Annotated in this window: 20 protein-coding genes; 6 read left to right on the plus strand and 14 right to left on the minus strand. The window is 69.1% G+C overall.

Annotated elements, in window-relative coordinates; all coding sequences use genetic code 11:
* Positions 1–32: 32 nt before the first annotated feature.
* Positions 33–284, minus strand: a complete 252-nt coding sequence (locus OG817_RS29525) for a WhiB family transcriptional regulator (RefSeq protein ID WP_020389877.1) — start codon at positions 282–284, stop codon at positions 33–35.
* 350 nt (positions 285–634) lie between these two features.
* The gene (locus OG817_RS29530; RefSeq protein ID WP_406047816.1) at positions 635–1,930 is read right to left on the minus strand and encodes a hypothetical protein; all 1,296 of its coding nucleotides are present in this window, start codon (positions 1,928–1,930) and stop codon (positions 635–637) included.
* Positions 1,931–2,044: 114 nt separating this feature from the next.
* Here OG817_RS29530 and cofD point away from each other — a divergent pair, with 114 nt between their 5' ends.
* The 3 genes from cofD to OG817_RS29545 all read left to right on the plus strand — a co-directional run bounded on the left by cofD (position 2,045) and on the right by OG817_RS29545 (position 4,796).
* Positions 2,045–3,022 (plus strand): 2-phospho-L-lactate transferase, encoded by a 978-nt coding sequence (cofD, locus tag OG817_RS29535; RefSeq protein WP_360438284.1) that lies wholly within the window; start codon positions 2,045–2,047, stop codon positions 3,020–3,022.
* Positions 3,019–3,993, plus strand: coding sequence for a coenzyme F420-0:L-glutamate ligase (locus OG817_RS29540; RefSeq protein WP_406047817.1), 975 nt, complete (start codon positions 3,019–3,021; stop codon positions 3,991–3,993). Before cofD ends, OG817_RS29540 begins: the two co-directional genes overlap by 4 nt.
* 125 nt (positions 3,994–4,118) lie before the next feature.
* Complete coding sequence (locus OG817_RS29545; protein WP_406047818.1) at positions 4,119–4,796, plus strand: DUF3105 domain-containing protein; 678 nt, start codon at positions 4,119–4,121, stop codon at positions 4,794–4,796.
* Positions 4,797–5,172: 376 nt separating this feature from the next.
* Here the strand turns inward: OG817_RS29545 and OG817_RS29550 are convergent, their stop codons facing one another.
* The 5 genes from OG817_RS29550 to tatA form a co-directional block, all read right to left on the minus strand.
* Positions 5,173–6,270 carry a mannose-1-phosphate guanylyltransferase gene (locus OG817_RS29550; protein ID WP_406047819.1) on the minus strand — a complete coding sequence of 366 codons (1,098 nt, stop codon included), beginning with the start codon at positions 6,268–6,270 and terminating at the stop codon, positions 5,173–5,175.
* Between the two features lie 9 nt (positions 6,271–6,279).
* Positions 6,280–7,344, minus strand: coding sequence for an NAD(+)/NADH kinase (locus OG817_RS29555; protein WP_360438296.1), 1,065 nt, complete (start codon positions 7,342–7,344; stop codon positions 6,280–6,282).
* Positions 7,345–7,426: 82 nt separating this feature from the next.
* Complete coding sequence (locus OG817_RS29560; RefSeq protein ID WP_406047820.1) at positions 7,427–8,512, minus strand: hemolysin family protein; 1,086 nt, start codon at positions 8,510–8,512, stop codon at positions 7,427–7,429.
* Positions 8,509–9,846 (minus strand): hemolysin family protein, encoded by a 1,338-nt coding sequence (locus OG817_RS29565; protein ID WP_406047821.1) that lies wholly within the window; start codon positions 9,844–9,846, stop codon positions 8,509–8,511. Before OG817_RS29565 ends, OG817_RS29560 begins: the two co-directional genes overlap by 4 nt.
* 96 nt (positions 9,847–9,942) lie before the next feature.
* Positions 9,943–10,185 (minus strand): twin-arginine translocase TatA/TatE family subunit, encoded by a 243-nt coding sequence (tatA, locus tag OG817_RS29570; protein ID WP_406047822.1) that lies wholly within the window; start codon positions 10,183–10,185, stop codon positions 9,943–9,945.
* 66 nt (positions 10,186–10,251) lie between these two features.
* Between tatA and OG817_RS29575 the strand changes: the two genes are divergently transcribed.
* Complete coding sequence (locus tag OG817_RS29575) at positions 10,252–10,932, plus strand: TIGR03089 family protein (protein WP_406047823.1); 681 nt, start codon at positions 10,252–10,254, stop codon at positions 10,930–10,932.
* Positions 10,932–11,720, plus strand: coding sequence for an SDR family NAD(P)-dependent oxidoreductase (locus OG817_RS29580; RefSeq protein ID WP_406047824.1), 789 nt, complete (start codon positions 10,932–10,934; stop codon positions 11,718–11,720). Before OG817_RS29575 ends, OG817_RS29580 begins: the two co-directional genes overlap by 1 nt.
* Here the strand turns inward: OG817_RS29580 and OG817_RS29585 are convergent.
* The 4 genes from OG817_RS29585 to galE form a co-directional block, all read right to left on the minus strand.
* The gene (locus tag OG817_RS29585) at positions 11,695–14,910 is read right to left on the minus strand and encodes an AAA family ATPase (protein ID WP_406047825.1); all 3,216 of its coding nucleotides are present in this window, start codon (positions 14,908–14,910) and stop codon (positions 11,695–11,697) included. The genes OG817_RS29580 and OG817_RS29585 overlap by 26 nt on opposite strands.
* A 46-nt stretch (positions 14,911–14,956) precedes the next feature.
* Positions 14,957–15,376 carry a cyclic nucleotide-binding domain-containing protein gene (locus tag OG817_RS29590; protein ID WP_406047826.1) on the minus strand — a complete coding sequence of 140 codons (420 nt, stop codon included), beginning with the start codon at positions 15,374–15,376 and terminating at the stop codon, positions 14,957–14,959.
* A gap of 126 nt (positions 15,377–15,502) precedes the next feature.
* Positions 15,503–15,832 carry a hypothetical protein gene (locus OG817_RS29595; RefSeq protein WP_406047827.1) on the minus strand — a complete coding sequence of 110 codons (330 nt, stop codon included), beginning with the start codon at positions 15,830–15,832 and terminating at the stop codon, positions 15,503–15,505.
* Between the two features lie 25 nt (positions 15,833–15,857).
* The gene (gene galE / locus OG817_RS29600) at positions 15,858–16,814 is read right to left on the minus strand and encodes a UDP-glucose 4-epimerase GalE (RefSeq protein ID WP_406047828.1); all 957 of its coding nucleotides are present in this window, start codon (positions 16,812–16,814) and stop codon (positions 15,858–15,860) included.
* A 66-nt stretch (positions 16,815–16,880) separates the two neighbouring features.
* Between galE and OG817_RS29605 the strand changes: the two genes are divergently transcribed.
* Positions 16,881–17,630 (plus strand): sugar phosphate nucleotidyltransferase, encoded by a 750-nt coding sequence (locus OG817_RS29605; RefSeq protein ID WP_406047829.1) that lies wholly within the window; start codon positions 16,881–16,883, stop codon positions 17,628–17,630.
* On the opposite strand, the gene OG817_RS29610 is transcribed toward OG817_RS29605, so the two are convergent.
* The 3 genes from OG817_RS29610 to OG817_RS29620 form a co-directional block, all read right to left on the minus strand.
* Positions 17,620–18,246 (minus strand): class I SAM-dependent methyltransferase, encoded by a 627-nt coding sequence (locus OG817_RS29610; RefSeq protein ID WP_406047830.1) that lies wholly within the window; start codon positions 18,244–18,246, stop codon positions 17,620–17,622. The two genes, OG817_RS29605 and OG817_RS29610, sit on opposite strands and share 11 nt — an antisense overlap.
* The gene (locus tag OG817_RS29615) at positions 18,243–20,339 is read right to left on the minus strand and encodes a spermidine synthase (protein WP_406047831.1); all 2,097 of its coding nucleotides are present in this window, start codon (positions 20,337–20,339) and stop codon (positions 18,243–18,245) included. The genes OG817_RS29610 and OG817_RS29615 overlap by 4 nt, the downstream gene beginning before the upstream one ends.
* A 62-nt stretch (positions 20,340–20,401) precedes the next feature.
* Positions 20,402–21,265, minus strand: a complete 864-nt coding sequence (locus tag OG817_RS29620) for a serine protease (protein ID WP_406047832.1) — start codon at positions 21,263–21,265, stop codon at positions 20,402–20,404.
* Positions 21,266–21,489: the final 224 nt, after the last annotated feature.

A 21,489-nucleotide genomic window follows, 5' to 3' on the forward strand; every position in this document is an offset into this window, starting at 1 on the left:
TCCTGATGAAGTTGTGTGCCGGGTTTTGACCGTCAGACGGCCTTCTTCTTCAGCTTGCGGCGCTCCCGCTCCGACAGGCCGCCCCAGATCCCGAAGCGCTCGTCGTTCTGCAGTGCGTACTCGAGGCATTCGCCCCGCACGTCACAGCCGAGACAGACCTTTTTCGCCTCGCGGGTGGAACCGCCCTTCTCCGGGAAGAAAGCCTCCGGGTCGGTCTGGGCACACAGCGCCCTTTCCTGCCAGTTCGGCTCCTCCTCGATCGCTTCACCGTCGACAATCGCCATCAGCTCTGTCACGGTACGACCTCCTCGACCCTGTTCGTTCCCCTGTACATGTGGGTTTGCGGTCCACATGCCTGACCTCGTCCGTCCTGCGCTCTGCAACGGTCCCCGATACCGAGTGTCCAACGAACGACACGGTTGAAATTACATTCCTGCAATCCACGAAAGTCAAGCCGTGGTCTGCTATTGGCATCATCCGCAACACGGCTGCAAAAGAACGAGAGGCCTGTCTGCACAGGCCTCTCGTCTTCGTGTGCTACCGCGCGAACCGGGGTGAAGAACTTTCGCCACCAGCTCGGTAAGGGCTTGCTGCTTTGTCAGCAAGGCGTTTCAGCCCCGCTGGGACCACCAGCTCAGGACGGCTGGGACCACCAGCCCTGCTGACCCTGGCCCTGCTGGCCCTGATCGTCCTTGTCGGACTCGGAAACGCGCGGATCCACGCGGGTTTCGTCGGCAGCAGTCTCGGTCGCCTGCGGCTGCTCCGGCTCTGCGCTGGGCGCCGGCTCGGCGGCCGGTGCCTCTTCGGCCTGCCAGGACTGCTCACCCGGCTGCCAGGACTGCTGGGCCTCCGACTGCGCCGGCTCGTGCTGGCTCTGCTCCTGCGGGGGCGGCCACTCCGGCTGCGCCGGCTGGCTGTACTCGTCGGCGGCCGGCTGTGCCTGCTGGCCGTACTCGTCGGCGGCCGGCTGTGCCTGCTGGCCGTAGTCCTGGCCGGACCACTGCTGCTGACCGGCGTCGGCGCCGCCCCACTGCTGCTGCTCCTGCGGCCACTGCTGGCCCTGGTCCTGGCCGCCCCACTGCTGCTGGCCTTCGGCGCTCCACGCCTGGGTCGGCTCGGCGCCCGGCTGCGCCTCGGCGGCGGGCCAGGCCTGCTCAGCCGGCTGCTGGCCGGCCTGCTGCGCCTCGGCTTCACCGGCGGACCAGTTCTGCTGCTGCTCGCCCTGGTTCCAGCTCTGCTCCTGCGGCCACTGCTGGTCGCCCTGCGCCGCCGCGTAGCCACCCACCGCACCGGCACCAGCAGCCGCGCCATAACCGCCGTACTGCCCCTGGGCCTGGCCCTGGTCGTAGCCGTACTGGCCTTGCTGGCCCTGCTGCTGGCCGTAGCCGCCCTGCTGCTGACCGTACGGCGCCTGCTGCTGGCCGAACTGCTGCTGCGGGTACTGGCCACCCTGCTGCTGGGCGAACTGACCCTGCTTCGGCGCGCGGACCGGCACCGGCAGCGCCTGGAAGGTCTTCATGACATAGAGGCCGACAGCGCCGTACAGGGCGAGGCCGGCGAGTGCGTAGACGAAGCCGACGATCTTCAGGCCGGCGGTGCTGGTCTCGGCGAAGCCCGCGAACGCCGTGATCAGGCCGATCAGCAGGGCCACACCGGTGATCACGAGCGCGACCAAGGTCACGGTCCGGGCATTCGCTGTCCGTTCACCTGCCTCGTTCACCAGCCAGACCGCGGCGGTCAGCGCTAACAGGAGCAGCACTGCACCGAAGGACGGCGGGGTGAGAATGCTCTGCACTCCACCGGCGGCCGCGGTGAATCCGGCGCCGCCGACGAACAGCCGGATCAGCGATGCCAGCACGATCAGACCGGCGAATGCGAGCAGTATGTACGCGACCGGCTCTCTGAGCTTCTTGGTTGCGTCGGTGACCACGAGGGCTCCTCGGGATGTTGGGGGCCGTACAACTGAGCTGTGCGGATGTTCGGACCCACCGCAGCATAGTCGTGCGGTGGTTCGTCGCATTGACGACTCGTGCAGACTCTTCCTATGCGATTGACAGTACTGGCCGGTGGCGTCGGCGGTTCCACCTTCCTGCGCGGGCTGCTCAAGGCTCGCCCGGATGCCGAGATCACCGTGGTGGGGAACACCGCGGACGACATCACCCTGTTCGGGTTGCGGGTCTGCCCGGACCTCGACACGGTGATGTACACCCTCGGTGGCGGTATCTCGGCCGAACGCGGCTGGGGCCGCGAGGACGAGACCTGGGTGATCAAGGAGGAGTTGGCCGCGTACGGCGTGGAGCCGACCTGGTTCGGCCTCGGCGACCGGGACGTGGCGACCCACCTGGTCCGGACCCAGATGCTCGACGCCGGCTACGGCCTGACCGCGGTCACCGAAGCCCTGTGCCAACGGTGGAAGCTGCCGGTCCGGTTGCTGCCGATGAGCGACGACCGGGTCGAGACCCATGTGGTCGTCGACGACCCGGACAACCCCGGCCGGCGCAAGGCGATCCACTTCCAGGAGTACTGGGTCCGCTGGCACGCCGAGATCCCCGCGCACCAGATCATCGCGGTAGGCCAGGAGAAGGCGAAGCCGGCCCCTGGCGTGCTGGAGGCCATCGCCGACTGCGACGTACTGATCGTGCCGCCGTCGAACCCGGTGGTCTCGGTCGGCACCATCCTCGGTGTTCCCGGCATCCGCGATGCGGTCCGGGAGACGTCCGCACCGGTCATCGGCCTCTCGCCGATCATCGGGAGCGGTCCGGTCCGCGGCATGGCCGACAAGGTGCTGGCCGCCGTCGGTGTGGCCTCCACCGCCTCGGCGGTCGCGCGGTACTACGGTTCGCGCGCGTCCGGCGGCGTACTGGACGGGTGGCTGATCGACCTGTCGGACTACGCCCAGCAGGATTCGATCGCGGGAGCCGGAATTCACGTGCAGGCGGTGCCGTTGTGGATGACGGACGAGACAAAAACCGCCGCGATGGCTGACGCGGCACTGAACCTCGCGGAGGCCGTACGGCGATGAGGAAGCACCTGGAAGTCTTCCCGGTGACCGGTCTGCCCGAGGTGGCGACCGGAGATGACCTGGCGGAGCTGATCGGCCAGGGGGCGGACCTGCGGGACGGTGACGTGGTTTCCGTCACTTCCAAGATCGTGAGCAAGGCGGAGGGGCGCCTGACCCACGGCACCCGGCAGGAGGCGATCGACGCCGAGCTCGTGCGCGTCGTGGCCCAGCGTGGCGAGACCCGCATCGTGCAGACCCGCCACGGCCTGGTGATGGCCGCCGCCGGCACTGACACGTCCAACACCGCGCCCGGCACGGTCCTGTTGCTCCCCGTCGACCCGGATGCGTCAGCGCGGCAGCTGCGTGAGGCCCTGAAGCAGCAGTACGACGTCAACGTCGGCATCGTCGTCACTGACACGCTTGGCCGCCCGTGGCGCAACGGCCAGACCGATCTGGCGATCGGCGCTGCCGGTGTGCGGGTGGTGGAAGACCTCCGCGGTACGACGGACAGCCACGGCAATGTGCTGGCGGTGACGGAGCCGGCTCTGGCCGACGAGATGGCCAGTGCCAGCGAGCTGGTCAAGGGCAAGGCGGACGGCGTACCGGTCGCCGTACTGCGTGGACTGGGCGACGTCGTACTGCCCGTTGGCGAGCACGGTCCGGGCGCGCGGGCGCTGGTGCGGGATGCCGCATCGGACATGTTCAGCCTGGGGACACGGGAGGCCGCACGGGCCGCCGTACTGGATCGGGTGGCGCCCGCTGGTCCGCGTGAGGTGGACCCGGCGCTGTGGGACGGCTTGCTGGACGAGGTCGAAGACATTCACCTCGAGGTGCTTGACAACGCTGTCACAGTGTTCGGCGAAGAACCCGTCGCGGTCGGCGTGATCGCGGAGCGGCTCGCGGTGCTGTTGCACGCGGAGGGGTACGGCGTCTCCGTGCGGACCGGGCCGGGCAGTGAGGCGACGGTCACGTTCGGCTCACGACCGAGGTAGTTTTCTAGGCAACCTCTCAGGGTCGCTGCGTACACTGCATCCGCACGGCGGCGCGGTGGCCGCCCCGATCCGGGAAGACCAACACTGTGGGTAAAGCGTCGTCGCAGAAGCAGTCGCGCCGCGAAATGATCGAGAAGATGCAGCGGGACCAGGCTCGCCAGGACAAGCGGCGGACCATGCTCATCGTGATCGCCTCGATCGTCGTTGGCCTGGCCATCATTGCCTACCCGGCGATCCGGCTGATCCAGGACTCCCGGACCAAGAACCAGGCCGTCACCGACTTCGGAGTGGCCGCCTCGGCCGCCTCGTGCGATGCGCCCACCAACGACGAGGGCGGCGGCACCCAGGACCACCGGCCGGACGGCGAGAAGATCGCCTACCCGGTCTCACCGCCGTCGTCCGGCCCGCACTACGCTGTCTGGGCGCCGTTCGGGAAGAAGTTCTACACCGTCGACGACCGGCCGCCGGTGGAGAACCTCGTGCACAACCTGGAGCACGGCTACACGCTGATGTGGTACCGCGACACGTTGCCGAAGGACCAGATCGACGAGATCGAGAAGATCTCCAAGGCGAAACTGCCGGACGGCTCGATGGGCAAGTTCATCGCGGCGCCGTTCAAGGAGTCCGACGGCAAGCCCTGGCCGGACGGGAAGACGGTCGCCTTCGCCCACTGGAGCGCCCCGCAGACGGACAACAAGTCCTTCGGCCACCGCCAGTTCTGCGGCTCCGTCAGCGGCGAGTCCCTCCAGCAGTTCCTGGACAAGTACCCGGCCTCCGACGCCCAGGAACCCAACGGCGGCTGACCTTCCGCCACGAACAGCCGCCGCCGAAGGACACCGTCTTCGGCGGCGGCTGTTCTTTGGGCCGCTCACCAAGCACTCACATCAGTTCACGTGACGGGCGAAACACCTGTGCACAGGTGAAGTCCGCGAACGAGCGGCTCGCACGGCCACCCCGGTCTGAAGTGGGGTCGGTTCGGCTGGGGACTGCGGGCAGATGGACAGGAGGTGTCGGCCCGACAGGTAGTGCGGTTGAGCGGCCGCGCGTCCTGTGTACGACGTCTCAGAGGTGCACTACCTGTCGATCTGCACACCGCCCGCCCGGTCCCACCGACCTGCCCGGGCCGCTGGAGGCAGGGGGCTCCGCGAGGAGTGCTTCGGCGTGCGTCCCGGGGTTCGGTCAGAGGTATTTGTCGGCGTGGTCTGAATGGACCTGGGCTACCAGGTCCTTGACTCGTTCGCCGTCGGCCAGCGGGCAGACCATGGTGACGTCCTGGGTATGGACGATGATGTGGCCGCGGAGGCCGACGGCGGCGACCAGGTGGTCGGGGTCGTCGGTGACGATGATGTTGTCGTGCGAGTCGAGCAGGCAGCTGAGCGTCGTGCCGTCCGTACGGTTGCCGCAGGCATCGGTCTCGTAGGTGCCGGCCAGGGCCGCCCAGGAGCCGACATCGAGCCAGTGCACCGGCATCGGTACGACGACCACGTCGGCGTCCACCTTGCCCTGTGAGGCCGGCTCCATCACCGCGTAGTCGACGCTGATCTTGCGCAGGTTCGGGTAAATCCCGGCCAGCGTCTCCTCCCGCTCCGGGGTGTCCCAGACCGACGCGACCTGACGCAGGTTCGTCGCGGACTCCGGCATCAGTTCGTCGAACACGCTGAGCACCGTCTCGGCCCGCCAGACGAACATCCCGGAGTTCCACCAGAACCGCCCGGTGGCCAGGTACTCCTCCGCGGTCGCGCGGTCCGGCTTCTCGCGGAACCGGTCGACGACGTACGCCTTGGTGCCCTCGATCGGCGCGCCGCGCTCGATGTAGCCGAGGCCGGTGTGCGGATGCGTCGGCTCGATCCCGAACGTCACCAGCGACCGCGCGCGCTGCTCCACCACCTCGAACCCGCTCACGATCGCGGCCCGGAACTCGTCCTCCGGACTGATCAGGTGATCAGACCCGACGAAGGCCACCACGGCATCAGAATCCTTGCGTCCCACCACCGCGGACGCGAGGCCGACAGCGTTCGCCGTGTCGCGGCGGGCCGGCTCACCGATGATGTTGTGCTCGCCGAGCTCCGGCAACTCCTTGCGGACCACGTCGCCGTACGCACCGACCGTGCACACGTAGATGTTCTCGGGCTCGACCAGTCCGCGCAGCCGGTTGTACGCCACCCGCAGCAAGGACTCTCCGGCCGCCAGCGGCAGCACCTGCTTCGGCCTGTCGTCCCTCGTCATCGGCCACAGCCGCGTCCCCGCGCCGCCCGCCAGGATCACCACGTTTCGCATTGGGAGACCCTACCCGGCGTCGACGGGTGGTGGCAGCCGTAGGTGTGCCAGATCCGGCGGCACCGGCGACGTCGTCCGCCAGAAGGCCTCCGATTCGCCGTCGAGTGCTGTCGCGGGCGCGTCGGTCAGGCGGAAGCGATCGCGCAGCCGGCCGTAGAAGTCGGTCGGTCCCAGCCGGACCAGCCGCAGCCGTCGCGGCGAGCCGTAGACACCGATCCAATCACCCGGATCGAGAACCCCGCGCAACTGCCCGTCGATGCTGACAGCGGCCTGCCCGGAGTGCGGCAGCACCCGGAGCGCGACCGGCTCGTCGGGTGCTGCGACAACCGTTCGATTGAAGGTCATGTGCGGTGCGACCGGAGTGAACACGACCGCTTCCATGTTCGGCGACAGGATCGGCCCGCCCGCTGCGAAGCTGTACGCCGTCGACCCGGTCGGAGTCGCCACGATCACCGCATCGGCCGAGTACGACGCAAGCAGCCGGCCCGCCAGGTACACCCCCAGAGCCACCTGGTGGTCCCGCGCGAGCTTCTCCAGTACGACGTCGTTCAACGCGGTGACGTCCAGTGCGACACCCCAACCGTCGCCCTCGGTGGATTCCGGGCGCACCGCCGGCGGCGGCAACGCCGGACCGTGCCCGTAGCGCAGCAGCGACTCGATCCCACTCGGGATCTCCAGCGGACGGGACGCCCGCATGGTCAGCGTCATCCGCTCCTCGATGGTGGCGCCGCCGTGGTACACGGCCTCCAACGCGGTTTCGACGTCGCTGCAGGCCACCTCGGTCAGGAAGCCGACCTTGCCGAGGTCGACCCCGAGCACCGACGCGTTGTTCTTCGCCGCGATCCTGGCCCCGCGCAGGAACGTGCCGTCACCGCCGAGCGTGACGACCAGATCCGGGTCCCCGGCGTGGTGCAGCTCGTCCATCCCGCCGCGCCGTTCCTCATGCGATTTCCACACGTCGATGTCGGTGCAGCCGATGCCGTGCCGGTCCGCCCACGCGCGCACCGTCGCGGCTGTCCGCACCGCCAGCGGACGGCCCTCGTGAACAACAAGTCCAAGCCGGCGCACAGGCACGACAACCTCCTCCGGACGGTTACTGCCTCAACGGTAGCCGCCCCGGCGAACCCGGCCCGGAACGGTGGTCTCCCGCCACCACTCAGTTGCCATCCGCAACATCTTTGGCCCTCGCCTCCGCGGCGGCACTGATGATCGGGTCGGTCTCGTCGTCGAACTCCCCGATCACCTCCTCCAGCAGATCCTCCAGCGCCACCACGCCGAGCGGATGGTCGGTTCCCTGGACGACGGCCAACTGGGATCGCTGATCGCGCATCACCCGGATCGCGGTGGCGACCGGGGTCTCGGCGGGCAGCCGCAGCGGCTCCGTCATCAGCTCGGACGCGTGCAGCGTCGTACCGCCGGCCGTGGTCGCGCGGGCCGCGTCGCGAACGTGGACGATGCCGCAGATCGCCGTACCCGGGCTGACGACCGCCAGGCGGGAGCGGCCCTCGCGGCGGCTGGTGAGCTCGACCTCGCGCGCCGACGCCTCGGCCGGGACGGTGACGAGCTGGGAGATCGGGGTCATCACCTGGGCGACCGTGGTGTTCTGGAGCGCGAGCATCGCGGTGAGCAGGTCGTGCTCGGGGTCTTCGAGCGTGCCGTGTTCGCGGGAGGACTCGATCAGCAGCCGGAGTTCGTCGGGTCCGTGGGCGCTGGCGAGCTCGTTCTGCGGAGTCACTCCGACCAAGCGGACACAGGCGTTGGCGATCCAGTTGAGCACCAGGAGGAGCGGCCGGAAGACGTACGTGAAGCCGCGGAACGGAAGCGCCAGCAACAAAGCAGATCGCTCGGGGTTGCTGATCGCCCAGGACTTCGGGGCCATCTCGCCGAGCAGCACGTGCAACAGGCCGATACCGCCGACCGCGATGATCAGCGCGAGCACATGACCGACACCTTCGGGGATGTGCATCAGTTCGAACAGCGGATGCAGCAGATTCGCGACCGCGGGTTCACTCAGCGAGCCGAGACCCAAGGTGCACAGCGTGATGCCGAGCTGCGCACCCGCGAGCATCAGCGACAACTCGCTCACACCGGCGATCGCGGCCCGCGCCGAACGGCTGCCGGCCGCCGCAGCCTGCTCGAGCCGATGGCGCTTCGACGCGACCAGAGCGAACTCGGCGGAGACGAAGAAGCCGTTCAGGACCAGCAGCACGGCCGAGATGAGCAGAGCGAGCGGCGTACTCATGGCAACCGCTCCATCACGACGAGACCGGGCACATGCCGTACGACGGTCTGGACCGACAGCCGGACGAACTCCTGCGGGACCGGCCGCCCGTCATGGTCGAACCGCCGGCGCAGCTCCACCGCCACCTCGTCACCGATGACCGGGACCCGGCCGAGCCGGGCCATCACCAGACCGGACACGGTCTCGTAGTCGTCGTCCTCGGGAAGCGCGACACCGGTGGCCTCCTCGACCTCGTCCAGCCGCCACCGCGCGGGCACCACCCACGACCCGTCGCCGCCCTGGACCAGCCCGGTCTCCGGCAGATCGTCCTCGTCCCGGATCTCGCCGACCAGTTCCTCGGCGATGTCCTCCAGCGACACGATCCCGGCGAAACCGCCGTACTCGTCCACCACGATCGCCAGCTGCCGGTGCGCCGTCCGCAGCCGCTCCAGTACGCCGGGCAGCGGAAGCGTGGACGGTACGACGACCGGCGGCGTCGCCAGCGAACCCGTGGTGACCCACGACCGGTCCGCCGGCTCGACCTCGACGACGTCTCCGATCGCGATCACCCCGACCACCTCGTCGACCGAGTCGGCGATCACCGGGAACCGGGTGTGGCCGGTCTCCTGCAGGTCGACGATCCGGGTCAGCGGCTCGTCCTGGTGCACGGTGAACACGTCGACCCGGGGCCGCATCGCCTCGCCGGCGGTCCGGTGGCGGAAGTCGAGGCCGCGGTCGAGCAGCCGCATGGTGTCCTGGTCCAGCAGGCCCTGCTCGTAGGACTCGACGATGATCCGGTCGAGCTCCTGCGCGGTCGCACCCTGCGGCAGCTCCTCGACCGGCTCGATGCCGACCCGGCGCAGGATCCGGTTCGAGGTGGCGTCGAACACGTGGATGAGCGGTCCGGCGATGGTCAGGTACATCAAGGTGGACCGGGCCAGCCGGAGCGCGATCGCCTCGGACTTCGCGATCGCGAGGTTCTTCGGCGCCAGCTCGCCGAGCACCATCTGGATGATCGTTGCCACCAGCAACGCCAGGATCACCGAGATGGACAGGCTCACCGACTCCGGTACGCCGGCCGAACCGAGCACGTGCGACAGGCCCGCACCCAGGTAGGGCTCGGCGAAGTACCCGGCCAGCAGTGCGGTGATGGTGATCCCGACCTGGGCGCCGGACAACACGAACGAGAGCCGGCTCGTCACCTTCAGTGCGCGCGCGGCGGCCGCGTCACCACCCTCGGCCAGCGACCGCAGCCGGCTGCGGTCCACCGCGACGTACGCGAACTCCTGCGAGACGAAGTAGCCAGTGGCAATGGTCAGCACCAGGATCAGAGCCAGGCCGACCAGGATCAACATGTACAGAGGCTACGAGAACCTGATCTCACCGCGTAGCGTCGCACCTTTTACTTAGCCAGGGCTCACCTAAGGTGACACCCGACCGCCTGGCAGTGATCAGGAAGTGGACCGGGGCTCCTCGCGGACGCTCTCCGGGCCGGTCTTGCCGGGCTCGGCCGGCGGCGGCTCGACGGCCGGCGGATCGTCGTCCTCGCCGTTCTGGACCTTCTTGAACTCGTTCATCGCGCGGGCGGCGTTCTTCGTCAGCTCGGGCAGCTTCTTCGCGCCGAACAGCAGGACCACGATGACCAGGATGACGATCCACTCGCCGCCTTCCGGCAGCGCCAGGTATGGCACCATGACAAGCCTTCTTTCCGGGAATCCCCCTCCACGCTACGTCGCGGCGCGAACCGTAGGGTGGGCCATATGTCACGAGTTCTGCCCGAGCTGTTCGCGGCCGCGGTACGCCGGGACGGCGGCGCTCCGTTCCTCACCTACTACGACGACACGACCGGCGAGCGGATCGAGCTGAGCGCCGTCACCACCGCGAACTGGGTGGCCAAGACAGCCAACCTGCTCGTCGACGAGTACGACCTGGAGTCCGGCGAGACCGTCGCGATCGGCCTGCCGCCGCACTGGCTCGGCGTCGTCTGGGCCCTGTCCACCTGGTCGGTCGGCGCCTCGCTGACCACCGGCACCGGCACCCTCGCGATCACCGGCCCGGACGTCGCGATCCGCGGCGAGCGGGAGACTGTCGCGTCCGCACTGCTGCCCCTGGGCGGCCGGTTCCGCGAACCGCTGCCTGACGGGATCCACGACTACGGCGCCGAGGTCTACAACCACCCGGACATGTTCGTCCCGTTCGACCCGCCGTCGCCCGCGTCACCGGCGTACGACGAACTCACCCACGATGACCTGATCAGTACGGCGGAACCCGTCGCCGACCGGATCCTGGTCACCCGGGACCTGGCGTCCCGGGACGGAGTAGGACTACTGGTCGGAGTGATCTCCGGAGGTGGTTCGATCGTCCTCTGTCGCAACCTGGACCCGGCGAAACTGGACCGCCGCGTACAGGACGAGAAGGCACATCTACTAGTGGAGGGCTGATGCAGCGGTTCGAGGGTCGGGTTGCGCTGGTCACGGCGGGCGCGCAGGGGATCGGGGCCGCGGTGGCCCGGCGGATCGCCGATGAGGGCGGGGCCGTGGTGGTGACCGATCTCCAGGAGGAGAAGGTCGGCCAGGTCGCGGCGGAGATCGGCGAGCGGGCGCTGGGGCTGCGGGCGGACGTGACGAGTCGCGAGGACGTGGACGCGGCGGTCGCCGCCACGGTCGAGCGGTTCGGGCGGCTGGACGTCGTCGTGAACAACGCCGGCGGCTGCGTCGTGACCTCGGTCCCGGAGGACGCGACCGCGGAGGAGTTCCACCAGCAGCTCGACCTCACGCTGGTCGGCGCGTCCCGGTGCATCCAGGCGGCATTGCCACACCTCGTGAAGACCCGCGGCAACGTCGTGACGATCAGCTCGGTCAACGGCCTGGCGGCGTTCGGCAACATCGAGTACGCCGCGGCCAAGGCGGGTCAGATCGCGATGACCGTGAACTACGCGGCCCGGTACGGCCGGATGGGCGTCCGCTTCAATGTGGTTGCCCCAGGCACCGTTCGGACCCCGAACTGGGACAGGCAGCCGGACACGCTGACAGAGTTCGCCAAGATGTACCCGCTCGGCCGGGTCGGCGAACCCGAGGACATCGCGGCCGCCGTGGCGTTCCTCGCCTCCGACGACGCCTCCTGGATCACCGGGCACACGCTGCCGGTGGAAGGCGGCGTACTCACCGGCCCGGGCGCCTTCGACCTCACGCCTTCAGGTCCCTTCAAGAAGGAGTACCCATCGCAGTGAACAGCGCCTCGGCCTGCGCCAGGGCAGCTGGATCGCCGGTGGTGCGGTGCACGCCGCGCAACGCATGGGCCTGCTCGAGCTGGTTGCCGAAGGCACCCCAATCCGCGGCCGCGCGGGCGAATCCGTTCGCCGCGGCCGCCTGATCGCCGCGCTGTTCGTCCAGCAGCGCCTGCGCTGTGGTCGCGGAGTACTCCCGCATCGGCAGCAGCGGCACGAGCAGGTCCGCCAGCGCGGCACCAGCCTCGGCCTCCCCCACGACCAGTGCTGAGCGAACCAGACCTGGAGCACGCGCGGCGAACTCATGGCTGCCCGGCAGATCCGACAGTGAGCGCAACCGCTGAAGGATCTCGCGGACGCCGTCCCGGTCGCCGTCGCGGGCCCGGGCCGCCGCCGTCGGCGCCGCGGCGACCGCGACGAAGTCGGGCCAGCCTGCCTCGACGGCCAGCCGGTACGCGTCCTCGGCATGCTCCCGGGCTGTGCCGATGCCGAGCTCCGCGCCCGCCAGCGCGGCCAGCACCTCGATCCGCCGCAGCGTGATGAACGCCGGACCCGGATCATCGAGCTGGGCCCGGCACAACGTCGCGACCTCCGCCGGGCGACCGGTCTCGATCATCAACTGCAGAACAGTGCAACTGAGCTGCTGCTCCAACTCGAGCAGCCGGTGACGAGCCGAGAACTCACGCGCTTCGGCCAGGGTCGCCAACGCGACCACGGGCCCCTCGATCTGCCAGACCACGAAGCCGTAGTTCAACCAGGTCACGGCCGCGTCCCGGCCCTGTCCGAGCTCGAGCAGCGCGGCCAGCGCGTCCTTGATGTCGACCAGTCCGCCGGTGTCTCCCTCGCCGACCCTGGCCAGTCCGCGGGATTCCAGCGCCCGGTGCGGTACGGCGTACCCCTGCTCGGCGGCCATCCGCAGCGAGCGGTCGGCGGAGGCGATCGCCTCGGTCCGGCGGCCCGCCACCAGCAGGATGCTCGCCTGGCCTGCCAGGGCCCCGGCCAGATCCTCGCTCGGACCGAGCTCCGTCAGCATCGCGACCACCCGCTCGATCGTCGCCAGGCTCTCGGCCATGTTGCTCATCGCGTACGTCGACGCGCGCAACGTTCTCGCCATCCCGGGGATGTCGCCGGCGGCCTCGAAACCGGCGACCGCCTCGCGATACGCGGTCCGCGCATCGTCGAGCCGCCCGGTCAGGAAGGCCGCCCAGCCCCACCGGGCCAGCACCTCCGGCCGATCCGGATCGTCCTGCGGCGTCAGGCTCAACGCACGATCCAGCAGAGTCAGCGCCTGGCCGGCATCGAGGTTCATCGCGAGCTCGGCGGCCTTGCATTGGTTGCGACGGGCTCGTGGGGTGATCGCGGCGACCGCTTCCGTGTCGCCGGCGGCGGCGACCAGGTCGAGGGCAGTGGTGAGGTGGTGGGCGATGAGGCTCGGAGTCTCGGCCTGGCACGCGGCACAGCGCAGATCCAGCCAGTCGGCGGCGGCCAGGTGCCGGTCGGCCCGGATCGCCCGGGGGACCTGGCTGTAGGCCACATCCCGGGTCAGAGCATGCCAGAAGACGTACTCGTGCTGACCCAGCATCGACGACCGCCGGACCGGGCGCACAAGCTCCTTGCGGACCAGCTCCTGCAAGGCCCGGACGACGTACGCCGGGTCCCGGCCGGACAGTGCGGCGACGGCCTCGGCCCAGAAGACCCGGCCGACCACGGCGGCGTCGGCGAGCAGGGCCTTGCGCTCGGGGTCGAGCGTGTCCAGGCGCGCGGCGATGATGGCCGCGATCCCCGCGGGCAGCTCACCGGACGTGGCCTGGTCGACGCCGCATTCGGTCACGATCCGCGCGAGTTCCTCGGCGTACAAGGGGTTGCCGTCGGCCCGTCGTACCAGCCGCCCGCGCGTTTCGGTCGGGACGTCCTGGCCGGCGAACATCCGGTCCATCAGTTGCCCGGTCTCGGCTTCGCTCAGCGGCGACAGTCCGATCGTGAGCGAGTTCTGCACGGCGCGAGTCCATCGTGGGCCACGCTCGAGCAACTCGGGGCGGGCGGTGACGACGACCAGCAGCGGGAGGTCGGTCGTCCACTCGGCCAGGTGGTCGACGAAGGCCAGCAGTGCGTCCGAAGCCCAGTGCAGGTCCTCGAACACGAGCACCGCGGGCGACTGCTCGGCGAACGACTCCAGCAGTTGCCGCCAGGCCGCGAACGATTCCTCCTGGGTCCCGGCCCCCGCCGGTACGCCGGACACGGCACCGACCAGCGGGCCGACGCGAGCCCGCAGCCAGGCGCGATCGCCGTCGTCGGGCAGGATCGCGTCCAGTTTGGCCACGGCCTCGGCCGGACCGTCGGTGTCGAGGATGCCGGCCTGGACCTTGACGATCTGCGCGATCGGCCAGAACGGCGTCTCGCCGTACGGCACGCACCGGCCCTCGCGCCAGGTGACGAGCTCGTCGTGGCGGTCCAGCCAGGCGCCGAGTTCGGCGACCAGGCGGGACTTGCCGATGCCCGGTTCGCCGAGCAGCGTGACGAACTGCGGCAGCCGCTCGGCGACCGCTTTGTCGAACGCGGTCCGCAACAAGGTGAGATCCCGTTCCCGGCCGACCATCGGCGTACTGAGGTCGCGGATGACGTCTGCGCCGAAGCGGGCTCGGGGCGGGCCGGCCCGCCAGCGGTCGACGTCGCGGCTGATCCCCTTGGCCGCAACGGGTTCCAGCCGTTCGTAGCCGAACACCCGGTCGGTCGCTGCATGCGTACCGGGGCCGACCACGACGGCGCCGATCGGTGCCGACGACTGCAGCCGGGCCGCCAGGTTGACCACCATGCCGGTGACGAACGGCTCGCCGAGCTCCGGCCGCGCGCTCAACTGGACCAGCGCCTCGCCGGTCTCGATACCGATCCGGACCTCCAGCGGCCCGGCCGGCAACGCCGCGACCGCGTCGAGGACCGCGAGCCCGGCCCGGACCGCGCGCTCGGCGTCGTCCTCCCGCGAGCGCGGCGCCCCGAAAACGGCCAGGATGGCGTCGCCGGCGAACTTCTCGACCGTTCCGCCGTACTGCTCGACCGTGTCTCGCAAGGTCGAGTGGTACGGCGCCAGCCAGCGGCGAACGTCCTCCGGATCGGCGGATTCCGACGCGGTGGTGAAGCCGACCAGGTCGCAGAACAGCACCGTGACGACCTTGCGCTCCTCGACCGGTGCGATCACGTCCACGTCCTCCGCGCCCTCCCGCCGTTCGTGCGGGCCGCTCGGCTCAGTTCTGGGCCTCGAGCGAACGGATCCGGGCGGTCAGCGCCTTGAGCAGGGCCTCCGCGACGTCGGAGTTCTCCTTGACCACCGGGGCGAAGGCGAGCGACGACAGTGCGAACGTGGTCAGACCGTCCGGCCCGGCCACCACCGTCGCGGATCGCGGCAGACCGTCGACCAGGGAGATCTCGCCGAAGTAGTCGCCCGGTCCGAGCGGCGCCCGGTCGGTCCCGTGCACCGTGACCTCGGCCGATCCCTCCAGCACCACCTGCAGGCCGGCGTCGTCCGCGCCCTGCTCGACCGCGTGCTGACCGGCTGGGATCGTCAGCGTCGTACCGCGCGCCATCAGATCGGACAGCGTGTCCTGGGACAGTCCTTGGAAGAGATCGATCTTCGCCAGGAACTGCGGCAGGCTTTCGTGACTCATGGGTTCGGGCCCCTCCCTCGGCACCCGCGGGGCGGGTGGCACTGTGAACTGCGCCACAGGCTACCGCCGGACAGGATCGCCGACCATGTTTTTCGGTCCGGCCCAGGGTCCAGCTCAGGGTCCAGCTCAGAACGAGAACCAGAACGTCACCCGCAGCGGAAGTCCCGGCGCCGCCAGGCCGAACCACAATCCCCGCGTCAGCAGACACGTCCCGCGGTGCCCGCGGGTCGCCTGCAGCACCAGCGCCCCGACCACGAACCCGGCCAGCACTCCGAGCAAGCTCGCCCCGAACACAGTCCATCCACCGACGACCGACCCGACGCCCAGCGCCGGCCAGACCAGTCCTCCGATGAAGGACGCCGGACTCCACAACGCCTCCCGGGTCCGCCATGGCTGCCGGACATTCCGCCCACACGAACACGCCTCGGCGGCATCGGTGGCGGGGTCTCGGGCCATGGGCGCAGTGTGCCGACCCGGCGGGTCAGCGCTTGTTGGGCCAGGCCTCCCAGGCAGTGGCGAACATCTGGTCGACGGTGTGGGTGTTCTGCCAGCCGAGATCCCGGGCGGCCAGGTCGCCGTTGGCCACCACGCGAGACGGGTCGCCGGGGCGGCGCGGGCCTTCGTCGGGGGTGAAGTCGATGCCGGTGACGCGGCGGGCGGCGTCCATGATCTCGCGCACCGAGGTGCCGGTGCCGCTGCCCAAGTTGTAGACGGACTCTAGAGTCTTGCTCGCATCCAGCGCCCTGGCGGCGGCGACGTGCGCGCGGGCCAGATCGGCCACATGCACGTAGTCCTTGACCGACGTACCGTCCGGCGTCGGGTGGTCCGTGCCATAGATCTGCGGGATCTTCCCCTGCGACAGCAGGTCACACACGATCGGGAACAGGTTGTACGGACTCGCGTCGTACACCGCCGGGTCCCCGGATCCGACCACGTTGAAGTAGCGCAGCGACGTGTGGTGCAGCTCCACCGCGCGCGCCTGGTCCCGGAGCAACCACTCGCCGACCAGCTTCGATTCGCCGTACGGACTCTGCGGGTCCGGCGGGGTCTGCTCGGTCACCATCTCGTCCTTCGGGGTGCCGTAGACCCCGGCGCTGGACGAGAACACGATGTTGCGGATGTCCTTGTCGGCCATCGCTTCGAGCAGCGACACCATCCCGGTCACGTTCTGCGTGTAGGTGTGCAGCGGCCGGTCCACCGACACCCCGGCGTACTTGAACCCGGCCAGGTGGACGACCCCGCTGACCCCCTCCAGCGCCCGGCGGACCGCCGTACCGTCGAGCAGGTTCGCGTGCACGAACGGCACGCCGTCCGGGACGAACTCGGCCTGCCCACTGGACAGGTCGTCGATCACCACCACGTCGATCCCGTCCGCGCGGAACGCACGCACCACATGCGCCCCGATGTACCCAGCACCACCAGTCACGAGCCACGTCATGTCCCTGATCCTGCCACCACGCGGCAACGGATCCCCACCGCACGGGCCGAACCCGTACCATGAGCCATGATCGGACTGATCCTCGCCGCCGGTGCGGGTCGCCGCCTCCTGCCGCTGACAGACAAGTTGCCCAAGGCACTCGTCCCGATCGCGCCCGGCGTCACCGTGCTTGACCTGACGCTGGCCAACTACGCGGCGGTCGGCATCACCGAGATCGCGATCGTGGTCGGGTACGCCGCCGGCACCGTCGAGGCGCGGGTGAAGGACTTCGAAACGCGGTACGGCGTCCGCCTCGAACTCGTCCACAACGACAAGGGCGAGATCTGGAACAACGCGTACTCACTGTGGTGCGCCCGCGATCACCTGCAGTACGGCGTCCTGCTGGCGAACGGCGACACCGTCCACCCGGCCTCGGTCCAGCAAGCCCTCCTCGACGCCCGCGCAGACGACCGCCGGATCATCCTTGCGCTGGACACCGAGAAGCCCTTGGCCGACGAGGAAATGAAGGTCATCTGCTCGGACGCCGCGGGCATCCAACGCATCACCAAGCAGCTGGACCCGGCTGCCGCCACCGGCGAATACATCGGCCTGACGCTGATCGAGTCCACGGCCGCCGCCGACCTCACCACCGCCCTCGAGCAGACCTGGCGCCGCGATCCCCACCTCTACTACGAGGACGCGTACCAACTCCTGATCGATCAGGGGTTCCACATCGACACAGTCTCCATCGGCCGCACCGACTGGGTCGAGATCGACAACCACGCCGACCTCGCCCGAGCCCGCGAGATCGTCCGGCGCAGGCCGACTACCCGGTGACGGTGGCCAGCCAGAAGTAGGTCAGGTCGGTCCACGTGACGTCGGCCGGTGCCACGTCGGCTGTGAACTGCTCCGTGGTCGGGAAGTTCTTCAGTACGTCGTACGTACGACCGTCCTCGAGCCGCCGAGTCTGGTAGGTATCGCCGTCGGCAGTCGTCCGGCTGATCGGGTAGTTGCTGCCGGCGACATACTTGTTGTCGACCAGCACCACTCGCTCTGCGCGCCGCACGAGCGACTGCGCGAACCGAGCCGCGTCCTGGCGCAGTACGTGCGACCAGAAGAACCCGGCGAACACCACGTCGTACTCGCCGGCGATCTCGTCCAACCGGTACGCATCGGCAGCCTGGAAGCTGACAGCCTCGGAGGAGTACGACCGGGATCGCGCGATCGCCAGCGTCTCGTCGTTCAGGTCCGTCGCCACGATGGACTGCGCCGATCCGGCCAGCACCTGGGTCCAGTAGCCGGTGCCGGCGGCGATCTCCAGGACTCGCTTCCCGGCGACCAGCGGCGGCAGCAGTTCCTTCAGGGTTGCCAGGTCCTGCTGCCGCTCGGGCTTGTCGTAGACCGCGTCGTACTCCGCCGCGCGGTCCCGGTAGTAGTCCGCGAGTTCGCTCAACTTCGCACCACCGCGGGGACTTTGGGGCGGAGCAGGAAGGCACCGAGGTAGAGCAGGGCCGCGATGATCAGGAGGCCGTCGAAGCCGATGATCAGCGCCGCGTACTCGAGACAGCCGCCAAGCATGGCGCCGAGGAGGTTGGCACCGAACGACGCGGTGGCGTCCGCGGTGTCGGTGAAGCGCTTGGCGAAGATCACGTTCGCGGCGAAGATCGGCAGGAACGCGATCACCACGGCGACCAGCGCGCGCAAGCCCACCGGCATCGACAGCAGCCACTCGTCCGGGAACAACCACGCCAGCACCAGCCCACCGAACAGGACGACGTACATCACCTTCAGAGGTGGTGTCTTGAACCGTCTGGTGACTTCGACCGCAGCAAGTACGGCGACCAGTACTCCGGCGAACACGATCGCGTTGACCACCCACGTCGTACCGAACAGCAACGCGAAGCCCGTGATGCTCTTCGTCTCCAGCAACATGAACCCGGCGCCCAGCAGGAACAGGTCGGTGTAGGGACGCATCCGCCGGTACGACGATCCGCCGCCGGCGATCCCGACTCCGATCAGGCCCGCGACCAGGACCAGCCCGAGCGTGATCAGGTACAGCGACGGGATGCGGTCGGTGAACAGGTAGAGGAACGGCCGGTTGTCGGTCGCGGGCGGTGGCGTGATCGCGCTCGCTCCGCCCCACTCGGCGCTGCAGGTCTGGTCGGCCTCGGTCAGCCCGACCGTCACGACCGCCTGCTGCAGGTCGTCGCCGACCTTGTCCACGCAGGGTTTGTGCCCGAACGCCGACTGCGCGGTCGACGCGAGCCGGTCGATCAGCCAGGTCTCGCGGTAGTAGTTGTACATGGCGAACGCGCCACCCGGATTCAGGTGGTCACGCGCGGACTCGAACGCCTGCTGGGTGAACAGGTAGCTCTCCAGCCGCAGCGAGCTCGCGCCGTTCACCAGCGTCAGTGAGTCCGGCAGGGCCAGCAGGATCAGGTCGTACTTCTTGTCGGTCCGGGACAGGAATGCGCGCCCGTCGTCGATGTGCGACGTCACCCGCGGGTCCTGGTACGGCCGGTCCGGATGCAGTGCCTTGCCGAGGTCGCGGATCCGCGGGTCGATCTCGACCGCGTCCACGTGCGTCGCGCCCTTCTTCAGCGCGATCGCGACATCCGAACCGGACCCGGCGCCGATGATCAGCACGTTCTTCGGCGTCTTGCCGACATTCGCCCGCTCATACGGCAGCCCGTACTGCGGCTCCCACTGCAACCGTGCGTCGGCCGGGATCGCCTGCTGGTGCGGCACGCCGTTCACCGTGATCGTCAGCAGCGGCACGTTCTGCCAGGTGGACGCCTTCGTCTGCACCTTGTAGTACGGCGACCAGCTGTTCTCCGGCCGCGTGGACTCGTGGAACAGGACCCCGACCATCACCAGCAACGGCGCCAGCACCAGCGCCCCACTCAGCCCGGCCGCGACGAGGCTGCGGCCGGTGGGAGCTGCGGACCGCGGCCGCGGGATCATCAGCGCCGCGAACATCACCGTGACGATCGCGCCCCACCAGATCGGCGGTGCGCCGAGGAACGACAGCCCGGTGAAGGCCGCGATCCCGACCAGGCTTCCGATCAGGTCGTACCGGTACGCCGTCAGTCGCGGCAACTCGGCGAAGCAGCGGCCGACGAGCTCGGCCGGACCGGCGAGGACGACCGCGGCGGCGACGAAGATGATCGGCAGGATCACCCACACCGGCGGGCCGGTGGTGTTCAGGCTGGTGAAGTAGATGACGCTGGACGACGTACCACGGTCGACCGTGACCGGCTTCCAGGCGATCACCAGGACCAGCAGGCCGAGCATCACCGGCGAGTAGTACGGCAGCCGCTTGGCCCGGCCGGACCGGAGGATCCCGATCCCGATGCCGAGGAACGAGCCGAGCAGCACGAAGTTCGAGAAGTAGCTCAGATGCACCACGTTCGAGCCGGTCCAGCGGATCAGCGCGAGCTCGGTGAAGAGCATCAGCGCGCTGGACGCGACCAACCGGGTCCGGACCCCGAACGGGCTCGGCCATTTCGTCGTACTGACGTGCTCGGTGGAGGAGTCGACTGCCATGCGGGGCGACGTTACCTGATCACAAGTGGTCTACGTCACCCCGCATGCTCAGCCTGCCTCTGTCAGTGCCGGCGGGACGGCTTCGGGAGCTCGCAGCCGGCCTTGTTCAGGTCGATGGCGCGGCTCGCGGTCAGACAGGTGTAGAGCCACCAGGTCTGCTGGCCGTACGCCGCGCCCTGGTCGACGGTGACGTTGCCGTCGGCGTCGACCTCGCACGGGTTGTTCACCGTGCACTGCTCGCCGTCCTCGTTGCCGGTGTTGTTGACCCCGATCACCTCACCGGTCGATGTGCTCACCACCGGCGATCCCGACGTACCGCCGATCGTCTCGCAGCCCGGTTGCTGGTACTTGATCGAGTTCTGCCAGGACCAGTCGCCTTCGCGCAACTGGGGGATGGTGGCCTGCACCGAGCAGGTGTAGATGCGCTTCCAGTAACCGGAGACGACCGCCATCCCCGCGCCGTTGGCCGGGCCCTGCTTGGCCAGCGTGAGCGGCGTGACGTTGAGCCGGCTCTGGATCGACGCGTAGGTCTCGTTCACCTCGTACACGATCATGTCGGTCTTGGTCATCGTGCCGAACAGGATCCGGCTGGCCCGGACCGTGCCGGCCCGGCTGGAGTCCGGCCGCAGCAGCGTGATCGAGCGGGTCGACGCGCGGTTCACCAGCACCTGGCCCGGGTTCAGGAACCCGCCTTCGTAACAGTGGCCGTTGGTCAGGACGAGCGCCCTGTCGGTGCCTACCGATTCGGCGTACCGGACGAGGGATGCGGAACAGTTGCTGAGCGCGGCGATCCCGGTGAAGTCGGCGCCAGGGGCCTGGACAGTGGTCTGCTGGGGAGCGGCCTCGAAGGCTTGGGCCGAACTGGTGCCGAGCAGTGCGATCGTGCCGGCCGCGGCGGCGGCCAGGAACGTACGGAACAGTTTCATGGGGGCGGTTTCCTGTCCTCACTGGATGGGTCTGGAGCTTTCGTAACCGATCCGCCCACCGACAACCATCACAACCGTGTGAAACCAGTCGACCACAGGGTGTCTGCACGGGTTTTCCTGCGCTGTGTGAAGGGACTGCTACTCTTCGTCTCCGAATCCGCCTCGGCTCGAACCATCATCGCGTCCGGCACGTCGTACCCAGTGGTGGTGGGGACGACAAGGTA

The sequence above is a fragment of the Kribbella sp. NBC_00889 genome (assembly GCF_045207705.1).
Lineage (GTDB): Bacteria > Actinomycetota > Actinomycetes > Propionibacteriales > Kribbellaceae > Kribbella.

Bases quoted from the DNA above. Each gene is read 5' to 3' on its own strand.
- OG817_RS29525 (WP_020389877.1), bottom strand. From the start codon at position 284: ATGGCGATTGTCGACGGTGAAGCGATCGAGGAGGAGCCGAACTGGCAG.
- cofD (WP_360438284.1), top strand. From the start codon at position 2,045: ATGCGATTGACAGTACTGGCCGGTGGCGTCGGCGGTTCCACCTTCCTG.
- OG817_RS29540 (WP_406047817.1), top strand. From the start codon at position 3,019: ATGAGGAAGCACCTGGAAGTCTTCCCGGTGACCGGTCTGCCCGAGGTG.
- OG817_RS29545 (WP_406047818.1), top strand. From the start codon at position 4,119: ATGATCGAGAAGATGCAGCGGGACCAGGCTCGCCAGGACAAGCGGCGG.
- OG817_RS29550 (WP_406047819.1), bottom strand. From the start codon at position 6,270: ATGCGAAACGTGGTGATCCTGGCGGGCGGCGCGGGGACGCGGCTGTGG.
- OG817_RS29560 (WP_406047820.1), bottom strand. From the start codon at position 8,512: ATGAGTACGCCGCTCGCTCTGCTCATCTCGGCCGTGCTGCTGGTCCTG.
- OG817_RS29565 (WP_406047821.1), bottom strand. From the start codon at position 9,846: ATGTTGATCCTGGTCGGCCTGGCTCTGATCCTGGTGCTGACCATTGCC.
- tatA (WP_406047822.1), bottom strand. From the start codon at position 10,185: ATGGTGCCATACCTGGCGCTGCCGGAAGGCGGCGAGTGGATCGTCATC.
- OG817_RS29575 (WP_406047823.1), top strand. From the start codon at position 10,252: ATGTCACGAGTTCTGCCCGAGCTGTTCGCGGCCGCGGTACGCCGGGAC.
- OG817_RS29580 (WP_406047824.1), top strand. From the start codon at position 10,932: ATGCAGCGGTTCGAGGGTCGGGTTGCGCTGGTCACGGCGGGCGCGCAG.
- OG817_RS29590 (WP_406047826.1), bottom strand. From the start codon at position 15,376: ATGAGTCACGAAAGCCTGCCGCAGTTCCTGGCGAAGATCGATCTCTTC.
- OG817_RS29595 (WP_406047827.1), bottom strand. From the start codon at position 15,832: ATGGCCCGAGACCCCGCCACCGATGCCGCCGAGGCGTGTTCGTGTGGG.
- galE (WP_406047828.1), bottom strand. From the start codon at position 16,814: ATGACGTGGCTCGTGACTGGTGGTGCTGGGTACATCGGGGCGCATGTG.
- OG817_RS29605 (WP_406047829.1), top strand. From the start codon at position 16,881: ATGATCGGACTGATCCTCGCCGCCGGTGCGGGTCGCCGCCTCCTGCCG.
- OG817_RS29615 (WP_406047831.1), bottom strand. From the start codon at position 20,339: ATGGCAGTCGACTCCTCCACCGAGCACGTCAGTACGACGAAATGGCCG.
- OG817_RS29620 (WP_406047832.1), bottom strand. From the start codon at position 21,265: ATGAAACTGTTCCGTACGTTCCTGGCCGCCGCCGCGGCCGGCACGATC.